12 protein-coding genes and 1 other annotated feature are annotated in these 11,845 nt (G+C 37.0%); all 12 genes read right to left on the bottom strand.

The annotated features are described in order from the left end of the window. Nucleotides 1-173: 173 nt before the first annotated feature. The 12 genes from ileS to ftsA all read right to left on the bottom strand — a co-directional run bounded on the left by ileS (nt 174) and on the right by ftsA (nt 11,749). Nucleotides 174-2,942 carry an isoleucine--tRNA ligase gene (gene ileS, locus MKY02_RS16955; RefSeq protein WP_038183901.1) on the bottom strand — a complete coding sequence of 923 codons (2,769 nt, stop codon included), beginning with the start codon at nt 2,940-2,942 and terminating at the stop codon, nt 174-176. 47 nt (nt 2,943-2,989) lie between these two features. Then, nucleotides 2,990-3,216, bottom strand: a binding site (T-box leader). A 50-nt stretch (nt 3,217-3,266) separates the two neighbouring features. Continuing rightward, a complete protein-coding gene (locus MKY02_RS16960) occupies nt 3,267-3,776 on the bottom strand; it encodes a DivIVA domain-containing protein (RefSeq protein WP_038183899.1) in 510 nt (169 codons plus the stop codon). 98 nt (nt 3,777-3,874) lie between these two features. Continuing rightward, nucleotides 3,875-4,663, bottom strand: a complete 789-nt coding sequence (locus MKY02_RS16965; RefSeq protein WP_038183889.1) for a YlmH family RNA-binding protein — start codon at nt 4,661-4,663, stop codon at nt 3,875-3,877. Between the two features lie 69 nt (nt 4,664-4,732). After that, nucleotides 4,733-4,999 (bottom strand): YggT family protein, encoded by a 267-nt coding sequence (locus tag MKY02_RS16970; protein ID WP_038183886.1) that lies wholly within the window; start codon nt 4,997-4,999, stop codon nt 4,733-4,735. Nucleotides 5,000-5,023: 24 nt separating this feature from the next. Further along, entirely contained in the window at nt 5,024-5,548 is a 525-nt protein-coding gene (locus MKY02_RS16975) for a cell division protein SepF (protein WP_076034028.1), read from the bottom strand. Beyond that, nucleotides 5,548-6,237: a YggS family pyridoxal phosphate-dependent enzyme gene (locus tag MKY02_RS16980; protein WP_038183882.1), complete on the bottom strand. Its 690-nt coding sequence runs from the start codon at nt 6,235-6,237 to the stop codon at nt 5,548-5,550. Before MKY02_RS16980 ends, MKY02_RS16975 begins: the two co-directional genes overlap by 1 nt. Before the next feature lie 83 nt (nt 6,238-6,320). Further along, on the bottom strand, nt 6,321-6,554 hold the full coding sequence (locus MKY02_RS16985) for a PRC-barrel domain-containing protein (protein WP_038183879.1): 234 nt from the start codon (nt 6,552-6,554) through the stop codon (nt 6,321-6,323). 85 nt (nt 6,555-6,639) lie between these two features. Then, entirely contained in the window at nt 6,640-7,425 is a 786-nt protein-coding gene (sigG, locus tag MKY02_RS16990; RefSeq protein ID WP_038183877.1) for an RNA polymerase sporulation sigma factor SigG, read from the bottom strand. 94 nt (nt 7,426-7,519) lie between these two features. After that, nucleotides 7,520-8,227 carry an RNA polymerase sporulation sigma factor SigE gene (gene sigE / locus MKY02_RS16995; protein ID WP_038183874.1) on the bottom strand — a complete coding sequence of 236 codons (708 nt, stop codon included), beginning with the start codon at nt 8,225-8,227 and terminating at the stop codon, nt 7,520-7,522. Nucleotides 8,228-8,246: 19 nt separating this feature from the next. Next, on the bottom strand, nt 8,247-9,077 hold the full coding sequence (locus MKY02_RS17000; protein ID WP_038183869.1) for a sigma-E processing peptidase SpoIIGA: 831 nt from the start codon (nt 9,075-9,077) through the stop codon (nt 8,247-8,249). A gap of 178 nt (nt 9,078-9,255) precedes the next feature. Then, a complete protein-coding gene (gene ftsZ / locus MKY02_RS17005) occupies nt 9,256-10,422 on the bottom strand; it encodes a cell division protein FtsZ (protein WP_038183866.1) in 1,167 nt (388 codons plus the stop codon). 49 nt (nt 10,423-10,471) lie between these two features. Next, entirely contained in the window at nt 10,472-11,749 is a 1,278-nt protein-coding gene (ftsA, locus tag MKY02_RS17010; protein ID WP_038183863.1) for a cell division protein FtsA, read from the bottom strand. Nucleotides 11,750-11,845 lie beyond the last annotated feature (96 nt).

Raw genomic sequence — 11,845 nt, forward strand, 5'->3', positions numbered from 1 at the left:
ACTCATAAAATACTTCTTTTTGCAACAAAAAAGCCCCTTTCTATGAATAATCGTTGAAAAAGGCAGTCTCTTAAACAAAAATATATTTTTATATTGTTTCTGATATCTTTGAATGTACATTTTTCATATAAAAATGAGCAGTCCGATTAGTTATCGACTGCTCATTTTTTCAATTATGCTTCAGGATAGTATTTTTCTACAACATCCGCACAGTGTGCACATAATGTTGGGTGTGATTCACTTTGACCAACTGTTTCAGAAATTGACCAGCAACGTTCACATTTTTCACCTGTAGCTTTTTCTACAAGAACAGCTACGTTATCTACTACTACTGCTTCTGCCGGAGCTTGTGTAGTTTCGCCGCCTACCACGAATTCTGAAACGATATTCAATTGAGCAAAATTAATATCTTGATCTGCAAGTAAAGATGTAGTTGCTTCATCTGCAAAGACTGTCACTTTTGCTTCTAATGATTTACCGATTATTTTCGCGTTACGCGCTTCTTCTAAAGCTTTTAAAATTGCATTACGAACAGTGATGATTTGAGCCCATTTCGTGCGTAATGCTTCAAAATCTTCTTGTTCAACAGCTTCTGGCATATCAGTTAATTGAACGCTTACTGCCTCTGTGTTATCTAAATACGACCACATTTCATCTGTTGTATGTGGAATGATTGGAGTTAATAATTTTAATAATGCTTGTAATGTATCATACATAACCGATTGCATTGCACGACGGTCTGCATTATCTTGACCTTCGATATACACAACGTCTTTTGCAATATCTAAGTAGAATGAGCTTAACTCAGTTGCTACGAAGTTGTTGATTGTGTGATATACGCTTGCAAATTCATAGTTATCATAATGTGTGCGTACCGCTTTAATCACATCTTGTAATTTCATGTACATATAGCGATCCACTTCACGAAGATCTGCATATGCTACGCGATCTGTTTTAGGATTGAAGTCGCTCACATTACCATGTAGGAAACGAAGCGTATTACGGATTTTACGGTAGACTTCAGAAACTTGCTTCATGATGTCCATCGAAATACGAACGTCAGCTGTGTAGTCTACTGATGCTACCCATAAACGTAGAATATCGCCACCATATTGGTTCATTACTTTGATAGGAGCGATAATATTCCCAATAGATTTACTCATTTTGCGCCCTTCGCCATCTAATACGAAACCGTGAGAAAGTAAACCTTTATACGGCGCATGCCCATGTATAGCAACACTTGTAATAAGTGAAGAGTTGAACCATCCACGGTATTGGTCAGAGCCTTCTAAATAAAGATCTGCAGGGTAGCGTAATTCTGGGCGTTCATCTAATACACCTTGGTGTGTAGAACCTGAGTCAAACCAAACATCCATAATGTCGGTTTCTTTAGTAAATTCGCCATTTGGACTACCTGGATGAGTGAAGCCTGCTGGTAATAAATCTTTTGCTTCACGTTCGAACCAAATGTTTGAACCGTGTTCTTTAAATAGATTTGCAACGTGTTCGATTGTTTCTTCAGTAATGATTGGTTCATCATTCTCAGCATAAAACACTGGAATTGGAACACCCCAAGCACGTTGACGAGAAATACACCAGTCCCCGCGATCACGAATCATATTGAATAGACGTGTTTCACCCCAAGAAGGTGTAAAGTTTGTATCACGAATTGCTTGTAACAATTCTGGACGGAATGCTTCAATTGAAGCAAACCACTGTGCAGTTGCACGATAAATAACTGGTTTTTTGGTACGCCAGTCATGTGGATATGAGTGTGAGAAGAATGAAAGCTTTAGTAACGCTCCTTTTTCTTCTAATGCTTTTGTAATTTCTTTATTGGCATCATTGTAGAACAATCCTTCAAAACCAGGAGCCTCTTCAGTTAATACACCACGGTTATTAACTGGGCTTAAAATACCGATATCGTATTTTTTACCGATGTTAAAGTCGTCTTCACCATGTCCAGGGGCTGTATGAACGCAACCAGTACCTGCGTCAAGTGTAACGTGGTCACCACACATAATCAATGCATCACGGCCATATAAAGGATGAGCTGCTACAACGTATTCTAAATCTTGTCCAGCAATTTCACGATCAATTTCGTAGTTTTCCCATTCTAAAGTTTCTGCTACTTTTTCAAGTAAACCTTTAGCTATGATAAATTTCTTATCAGCCACTTTTACTACCGCATATGTGAATTCTGGATTCACGGAAATACCTAAGTTAGCAGGAATTGTCCATGGCGTTGTTGTCCAGATGATAAAGTTTTCATCAGTATTAACTACACCTTTACCGTCTTTTACAGCAAATGCAACATAGATAGATGGTGATTTGATATCTTGGTATTCAATTTCTGCTTCAGCTAATGCTGATTCACTTGATGGAGACCAGTAAACTGGTTTTAAACCTTTATAGATATAACCTTTTTTAGCCATTTCACCAAAGACTTTAATTTGACGCGCTTCGAATTTAGGTTGTAATGTGATATATGGATTATCCCAGTCACCACGAACACCGATACGTTTAAATTGAGTTCGTTGACGATCAACTTGCTCGTAAGCATACTCTTCACAAAGTTTACGGAATTCCGCAGTAGTCATTTCTTTGCGTTTTACACCTTTGTTAGTTAGTGCTTGCTCGATTGGTAGACCATGCGTATCCCAACCTGGTACATAAGGAACGAAGTAACCAGTCATTGAACGGTGACGATTAACCATATCTTTTAATACTTTGTTTAATGCATGTCCCATATGAAGATCGCCATTTGCGTATGGAGGGCCATCATGTAAGATGAATGCTGGGCGATCTTTTGTACGCTCTAACACCAACGCGTTGATGTCCATTTCTTCCCATTTTTCTTGGATTTTCGGTTCATTAGCCGGTAAATTTCCACGCATCGGGAAATCTGTTTTCGGCATTAATAACGTATCTTTGTATTCCATATAAAATCCTCCTCTTTTTTAAGCAAATAAAAAACTCCCCATCCCAAAAAAGGGACGAGGAGGAATTATCTCGCGGTACCACCCTAATTGCGTATAATAATTTAATACGCCTCTTAGACACCTTAACGTGGTGTGAGCCGAGATTACTTACTGTTTTTGTTCAGTAATCTAGTTCCAGAGTGATTTTCTTCCTTGAGTGTATAGTCTGAGCTTACACCGTCCTCAGATCGCTTTTACATCACTCAAAAAATACTGTCTCCATCATAACTTTTTCTTTGATATGTTGACATTATAGAAAACAGAAAGCATTCAGTCAAGTATCGTTTACTCTACAGGTGTATCTAAGCGCTCTAATTCTGTTGAATCAATTTCATACTCCAATAAATGATCCCAATCATCGGATTCAATCAAATCTAATTGAGCTTCAACAATCATTTTGAAGCGATTACGGAATACTTTAGATTGTTTTTTCAACTCTTCAATTTCTAGTGCAATACGACGTGCTTTTGATAGAGCTTCGTTAACAATACGATCAGCATTCTTCTCAGCTTCTTTAACGATCAATTTTGCTTCTTTAGTAGAATTACGTCGCACTTCTTCAGCAGCTTCTTGTGCAATGACAATTGATTTTTGAAGTGTTGATTCAATTGAATTATAGTGACCAATTTGCTCATTCGAAGTTAGTAATTTGCTTTCTAGCTCTTTTTTCTCTTTTAAAACAACTTCATAGTCTTTTATGATTTGCATTAAAAACTCATTGACTTCATCTTCATTGTAACCTCTGAAACCACGAGTAAACTCTTTATTATGTATATCAACAGGCGATAACGGCATTTTCTACACTCTCCCTTATAGCATAATATATATTGTAAACTATTATACAGGTCATTAATGGTAAGTACATCGAAAAAACAACAAATTTAATGAAATTGTTATGTTTTTCTTTCCATACGACCTATATTAATGCGAATTTTATCTTTTTTTGTTCTTCCTTCAATAGCTCTTATCATAAATCTCCCGAAACCTCGAATCGATAGTAAATCGAGTTCATGCAACTCAAAAGAAATATTTTCACGGATAGTAAAGTTAACCTTCACTTTTCCACTATTAATAAGTGCTGCTGATTTCTGACGAGATATATTAAATACAGAAGCGATAACTGTATCTAAACGCATCGAACTTACTGTCATCATTTCATCCGTCCAAACTTCTTCATTTGATAGTAACATTTCAGTTGAATTTAGCTCTTCTACATATACTTTTACCTTACCAATTGAAGTGAGATTAGCTCGGACATAATCTTCTATTTCTGAAGCAATAGCGAATTGGGCTGTAGAGTTGTCTAATCTTATATCCCCAAATTTCTCTCTTCCTAAACCAAGTGATAGTAACGCCCCTAAAACATCTGGATGCTCAAGCTGAACAAACTTAGTAGGATAGCGCAGATGGAATACCGTGATTTGATAATCCTCTTCTACTGGTACAAAATAGGACGGGTATATAAGAATCCTTCTGCGCTCAGCTTCATCAAATGCACCAAAATTCGCCATTTCAATATCGCCTTGATGTCCAATAATTGACTGTGCTATAAAACGTTGACGCGGATCTAGAAAGTCCGTTAACTTTGGCGCATATCGATTTTCTACTTCCATACGCCAGCCACTAACTTGATCAATAAATTCACGCTCTTCTGGTCGGAAATGCTGAAATATCTCTTCCATAATACCCCTCCTTTCTTAATAAAAAAACCCCACATTCATATTGTGGGGAAGAGTGACATTGACTAAAAACTAGAGTAAAAATCCATTAAACAAACTTATTACTCCTTGATTTGCCAAATTCAATACAAATAACGCGACGATTGGCGAAATATCAATCATACCTAGCGGTGGAATAAAACGTCTAAATAACTCTAAATACGGCTCGCAAATTTTACCTAAAATTTGTCCGAATTTAGACTCATAAGCTGCTGGAACCCACGACATCAAAATATAAATGATAAGCGCAATTGAATAATAGAAAATTAATTTTGAAATTATACTACCTACTATAAACATAAATTATTAAACTCCTCAGTTTGATCAGTCTTCATAATAATATTCAGAAATATTACCGTCAACTTCTACATTATCTGGTGTGCATAAAAATATGTCCGTACCAATACGTTTTATATCTCCACCCAGTGCACATATTGTACCACTTAAGAAGTCAATAATACGAATACCTTGCTCTTTATCTATACGCTGTAGATTTACAACGACTGCACGCTTGCTTTTTAGATGTTCAGCAATATCTTGAGCTTCTGCATAGACACGAGGTTCCGCTAAGACAACCTTAGAAGATTTTTGTGTAATACTTACTAGATTAGGTGTATTTGTATGTTCAGTTGCCACACTCCGTCGCTCCTTGTTGCTTACTTTTTTAACTGCAGGTTGACTTACTGCAGCTTGATGAACTGGTTGTGACATGACTCTTTGTTGGCGTTGCTCTTGCTGTTGATGTTGCTGTTGTGGTTGCGATTGCTGTGATTGCTGTGATTGCTCATAATAGTCTTCATCATCTTCTTCTAGTAAAAAAAAGTTCTTAATTTTATCCTTCATGCTCATTAAGAATCCCTTCTTTCGTTGCCAACTAGAGCCGTACCAATTCGAACATACGTTGCACCCTCTTCGACAGCGATTTCATAGTCATTTGACATTCCCATCGATAAATCGTGACATGGTGCATGAGCATATCCGTTATTTTCGACTTCCAATTGTAGTTTTTTGAGATTTTTAAAAATGTTGCGAACTACTTCTAAATCTTCTGTATTTGGGGCCATTGTCATTAAACCCACTACGCGTATACGAGAATATTGCGATAGTTGCTCTATAAACGGTATGACTTCTTCTGGTTGCAGACCATGCTTTGATTCTTCACCTGAAACATTTACTTGTACAAAACAATTAACAATACGTGTTGCTCGTTTTTCAATTTCGTCTGCTAAACTAATACGATCTAAAGAATGTAAATAATCAATTTTATCGATGACTTGTTTAACTTTACGAGTTTGCATCGAGCCGATATAATGCCATACAGCACCCTCGGTAATTGTTTCTCTTTTTTCTAACAAGCCTTCTGGACGATTTTCGCCTAATTGATTTAATCCTGCATCAAGCGCTTCAATAGCTCGTTCAGTAGACACTTGCTTTGTAACTGCGATTATTGATACATCTGCTACTTGTCTATCTACCCTGTTTGCTGCTTTTTTAATCTTTAGCTGAATTTCTTCTAAGTTATTTATAATAAACGTCATTTTATTCCCATCTTTTCAAAGATACTTGTTAACTTATTGTACCAAGCCACGGATTAATTATCAATGAATTGTCATACATTTCACTATCGTGCTTTCACTAATATGACATCCTTCCCAACTACTAGAATATCTTCTATACGAATTTTCATTGTATCATTATCACTTTGTGAAAATTGAAAGAATCTTTTTGGTTCAGATACAACAAATGCTTCAATCAAGCCCGTTTCCTCCGACAAAACTGCATCTAGGACAAACCCTAAAAATCGACCATTACCAGCTTCAATAATTTCTTTTCTTTGGATATCAGAAAATCTCATCTACATCCCTCCTAACTCAGTCTATGAAGGGAAATAGCAAAAAACGCATCAACTTTTAGAGTTTGATACGTCTTTGCCATAGTTATTAATTATCGTATTGTGATATTTGCTTTTGAATTGTTTTGATTGCACTTTTTTCCAGCCTTGAAATTTGAGCTTGCGAAATTCCTAATTCGTTTGCTATCTCAGTCTGAGTTTCACCATAGTAAAAACGTTTTGCTAAGATTTTTTGTTGTCGTTCATCTAGCTTCATAACATTTTCTTTCATGGTTACATAAGTCAACCATCGTTCTTCTGAAACTGCATTATCTTTCAATTGATCCATCATATAAACTGGATCACCACCATCTGAATAGATCGGCTCATGCAATGACATTGGTTCTTGAATCGCATCTAAAGCAAATAATATATCCTCTTGCGGCAAGCCTGTCATACGCGCTAAATCAGATAACGTTGGTTCACGTAATTGCTCATTGATAAACTGCTCTTTAGCCTGCATTGCCTTATAGGCAATATCACGCAATGAACGAGCAACACGCAGTGGGTGATGGTCCCGCAAATGCCTGCGAATTTCCCCAATAATCATTGGCACTGCATAGGTTGAAAATCTCACATTATGAGACAAATCAAAATGATCAATTGATTTTAACAAACCAATACAACCGACTTGAAACAGGTCATCAGCCTGTTCACCACGATATGCAAAACGCCCTACAATACTGAGTACTAAACGTAGATTGCCCATAACGAGCTGATCTCTTACTTCCTCTTGGCCACTTTGCAATTGGATAAATAACTGACGCATTTCCTCATGCTTTAATACAGGTAACTTTGCAGTATCTACACCGCATAAATCCACTTTTGTTCGCATAGTCATTTCCTCCGGACGCTTCTTTCTTTGTTGTAAGTTCAGTTTGTCCGTTAAGTGACAGAATATGCGATGGAAAAATGACCAATTTCAACCATTACATTGTTGGTTGATTTAAATTTTCACGTAATTCATGAATAATTTTCTTCTCTAAACGAGAAATATAAGATTGTGAAATACCAAGATGATCTGCTACTTCCTTCTGTGTCATCTCTTCTCTACCATTTAGTCCGAAACGACATTCCATAATATAACGCTCGCGCTCTTCCAAGATATGAATCGCTTGAAACATATGTTGGCGTTCGATTTTTTTTTCAACATTATCCGTAATAATATGCTCGTCCGTTCCTAAAATATCCGAAAGTAATAGTTCATTACCATCTGCATCTGAATTGAGTGGTTCATCAAGTGAAACTTCACCTTTGGTTCGACTTGTTTTGCGTAAATGCATTAAAATTTCATTTTCGATACATCTAGAAGCGTATGTAGCGAGTTTGATATTTTTTTCAGTATTAAAAGTTTCAATTGCTTTTATTAATCCAATCGATCCAATACTGATTAAATCTTCAATTGGTGTATTTGAATTATCAAAACGCCTAGCAATATAAACTACTAAACGCAAATTACGTTCGATTAACGTATCTCTAGCACTCATATCTCCCCGCATAAACGCCGCAATAACTTCCTTCTCCTCCTCTTTTTTCAATGGTACAGGCAGCGATTCATGACTTCCTATATAAAAAGTACCCTTCGTTCTCCAAGTAATGAACTTCTGCTGTAGCCAATGCCAAAATTTTCGAATCATGTAAAAACCCCTTCCATCATTATTGACAAAGCGTTGAGACATTCAGAATGACATTTACCTGCTGTGGGAAATGATCTGATTCCCTTGTAAGTACGAAAAACCCTGGTGCGATAAAGAAACTATCTTCCCCGTGTACCTCCCAGTGATCAAAACGGAAAGCGATTCCATAAACTGCTTTTTCTTGTACAGTTGAGAATCGAATAACCGTCAACTTACTTTGTAACTCTTTCGGGAACATTGATAATTTGTAAGGATTAGTTGATTGCCAGCTATCTAGTGCATTTTTTAGCCCAACATCCATATGATCTTCTAACGCACTCCAAGCAATAAAATGAACAGCCCTACCAGTTAATGGTTCGATACAACTATTTCCTGTATCGATAAAGCCGCTTAACTGCCAGCTCTTACCTTGAAACGTCATTGTCGTATCTAATACAAGTCCACGCTCAAGAGATTGCTGTTTACTAACGGTCCATCTATTTTGCAAAAGAACAAGACCCGCCACAGCGATGATACTGCTTGTCGACGCAAAATAGACAGTAGGCATTTTAAAAAATAGTGGCTCAAGTGCAGTTAATAGACCACCTGCAAATAATGCGGCCACAATGCAAATAACAGCACTTTTGAGCCATTTCATAAAATGAAAACCAAAAGCACAAATTGTCATCACGACAAAAGCAAAAATCATTGGTATAACAGATTGACCAATAAAGACAACGACACATGCACCTATTAGAGCACTAAACAACAATCTTTTTCTCGACACTTGTAATGCACCAATCTTACTTGTAAAGGTCAAGACAATGTAATTAAAAATTGTATTGAGCGCTAAAATAACTTCTCCGTACATGAGACCGCCTCCCTACTGAAAGGTTATCATCCTCCAACTTCAAAAAATGTCAAACTGTGAAGTGATTACGCAAAAAATTTGCGACAGAAAAAAGTGTATACTGACATTTTTTTGCAGAAATTTTTCGCAAAATAAAAAGCCCACACAATAAATTGTGTGAGCTAGTTGGATTTATAAATTAACGTCTTTTTTGGCGATTACGTAAGAATGTTGGAATATCTAAAGCATCATCTTGAGATTGTGACGTATGTGTTTGACGCACAGGCTCTTGATGTGCCTTTACTTCTTCTTGTCTTACTTCACGAACAGCTTGTTGAGGAGCCGCAGTAACAGCTGGACGGCTAGCACCGATTCCACCACGACCAGATGAACGCGGATCTATAGGCATATCATCATCTGAGAATCCAGTTGCAATAACTGTAACGATGATTTCATCTTTCAAGTTATCATTAATAACCGCACCGAAGATAATATTCACATCTTCATCAGATGCTGCAGATACAATATCAGCGGCATCCCCTACTTCATAAAGACCAAGGTTTGAACCACCAGTCATATTCATTAGGACACCTTTTGCACCATGAATCGATGTTTCTAGCAATGGACTTGAAATCGCCTTTTTGGCAGCTTCTATTGCACGATTTTCACCAGATGCTATACCGATACCCATTAATGCAGAACCTTTATCTGACATAATAGATTTTACATCTGCAAAGTCTAAGTTAATAAGACCTGGTGTTGCAATTAAATCCGAGATACCTTGTACACCTTGACGAAGAACATTATCAGCTTCACGGAATGCTTCTAGCATTGGCGTGTTTTTATCAACTATTTCAAGCAAACGATCATTTGGAATAACAATTAATGTATCAACTGCTTCTTTCATAGCAGTTGTACCGCCATATCCTTGTGATTGACGTTTTCGTCCTTCAAAAGTGAATGGACGTGTTACAACACCAACTGTTAACGCACCTAAATCGTGAGCAATTTGAGCAATAACAGGTGCAGCACCTGTACCAGTACCGCCACCCATACCAGCAGTAACGAATACCATATCTGCTCCGCTTAGCGCTTCTTCTAACTGTTCTTTACTTTCTTCAGCAGCTTTTTTCCCTACTTCAGGGTTTGCTCCTGCACCTAATCCACGTGTTAATTTACTACCAATCTGTAATTTTACATCTGCTTTTGATAGTTTTAATGCTTGTGAGTCTGTATTCACGGCAATGAATTCTACACCTTGTACACCATGTTCAATCATACGATTGACTGCATTATTACCGCCGCCGCCAACGCCGATCACTTTAATAATTGCTAGTTGTTCGACATCTGTATCAAATTCTAACATCTCTATTCCTCCTATTTTAGCTCATTGTGTGTAGAGAAAGCCGCATATATTATTCTAAAAATTTGGTTAAGAAACTACGAACCTTACCAACTACGCCTTCTTTTTGCTCTTGTGTATCATAAGCAGTTGGCACTTTTGTATTTGACTCTGTATTTTGAATTGGTCCTAGCGGTTTGTCATCGCTATAATCTCCGAGAAACTCGGATTCCATATATGCATAACGGATTAAGTTTACTGCTGATGTATATTCAGGTTCTCTTACACCGATATATTCAGGCGTGTAAACTCTTACTCTCGTTTGTAACACATGGCGAGCTAGTTGAGAAATACCTTCTAATTTGGCAACGCCACCAGTTAATACGACGCCACCTGGTAAATCTTGAATACCCATCCGATACAACTCATCGATTATCAATTCGAATAGTTCTTCCAATCGAACACCGATTATTTCGGATATGTACCTTTGACTAAATTGTTCCTTTGTATCTCCATCAATAACTGGCACTTCAAATAGTTCATCCTCTGAAGCATCGTCGTAAAATGCATGTCCATAGTCAATTTTAATCTTCTCAGCTTGTTCTGTAGGTGTTTTTAATACAATCGATAAATCTTTCGTAATATGTTCTCCACCTACTGGAATAACAGCTGTGTGAGTGAAATGCTCATCTTTGAAAACAGCAATTGTTGTTGAACCACCGCCAATATCAATAAATGCAGTGCCTCGGTTCTTTTCATCTTCTGTTAATGCAAATTCACCTGCAGCAAGTGACTGTAAGTAAATTTCTTGTATATCTAATCCCGCTTTTTCAACGCAACGGAGTACATTATGCAGGATTGTTTTAGAAGTAGTAATTAATGTACCATCCATTTCTAATCGGATACCAATCATACCTCGAGGGTCTTTGATTTCATCTAAATTATCTACTATAAATTGTCTAGGAACTAAATTGACTAGCTCTCTCTCTGGCGGAATAGACATCACTTGTGCCGATTCCATTACGCGATCTAAATCCTCATCGCCTATTTCACGGTTGTCACTATTAACAGCAACTACCCCTTTAACAGGTTGAAGCATAGCCTGATTGGCAGGAATACCTAGAATAACTTTATTAATAGTCATCCCTATCATTCTTTCGGCTTGTTCGACCGCTTTTTTAATAGATTGTACTGTAGCATCTATATCTACAATACTCCCTTTACGAATGCCAGTAGATTTTACATTACCTACTCCTATTACATGTAAAGTCTCATTATTTACTTCTCCAATAACGACTTTAATGGATGATGATCCTATATCTAGTGATACATATAATTCTGAGTGACTCAATCTGTGGCACCTCCTTCAACAACTCTTATCAATATTCTATTGTAAATTGAGTAACTTGTCTAAATAAATTCCTGTTTTTTTGAAAAAATCCCTTCT

The sequence above is a fragment of the Viridibacillus sp. FSL R5-0888 genome (assembly GCF_038009105.1).
Taxonomy (GTDB): domain Bacteria; phylum Bacillota; class Bacilli; order Bacillales_A; family Planococcaceae; genus Viridibacillus; species Viridibacillus arenosi.

Excerpts from the sequence above, each read along its gene's own strand:
- ileS (WP_038183901.1), bottom strand. The coding sequence starts at position 2,942 with ATGGAATACAAAGATACGTTATTAATGCCGAAAACAGATTTCCCGATG.
- MKY02_RS16960 (WP_038183899.1), bottom strand. The coding sequence starts at position 3,776 with ATGCCGTTATCGCCTGTTGATATACATAATAAAGAGTTTACTCGTGGT.
- MKY02_RS16965 (WP_038183889.1), bottom strand. The coding sequence starts at position 4,663 with ATGGAAGAGATATTTCAGCATTTCCGACCAGAAGAGCGTGAATTTATT.
- MKY02_RS16970 (WP_038183886.1), bottom strand. The coding sequence starts at position 4,999 with ATGTTTATAGTAGGTAGTATAATTTCAAAATTAATTTTCTATTATTCA.
- MKY02_RS16975 (WP_076034028.1), bottom strand. The coding sequence starts at position 5,548 with ATGAGCATGAAGGATAAAATTAAGAACTTTTTTTTACTAGAAGAAGAT.
- MKY02_RS16980 (WP_038183882.1), bottom strand. The coding sequence starts at position 6,237 with ATGACGTTTATTATAAATAACTTAGAAGAAATTCAGCTAAAGATTAAA.
- MKY02_RS16985 (WP_038183879.1), bottom strand. The coding sequence starts at position 6,554 with ATGAGATTTTCTGATATCCAAAGAAAAGAAATTATTGAAGCTGGTAAT.
- sigG (WP_038183877.1), bottom strand. The coding sequence starts at position 7,425 with ATGCGAACAAAAGTGGATTTATGCGGTGTAGATACTGCAAAGTTACCT.
- sigE (WP_038183874.1), bottom strand. The coding sequence starts at position 8,227 with ATGATTCGAAAATTTTGGCATTGGCTACAGCAGAAGTTCATTACTTGG.
- MKY02_RS17000 (WP_038183869.1), bottom strand. The coding sequence starts at position 9,077 with ATGTACGGAGAAGTTATTTTAGCGCTCAATACAATTTTTAATTACATT.
- ftsZ (WP_038183866.1), bottom strand. The coding sequence starts at position 10,422 with ATGTTAGAATTTGATACAGATGTCGAACAACTAGCAATTATTAAAGTG.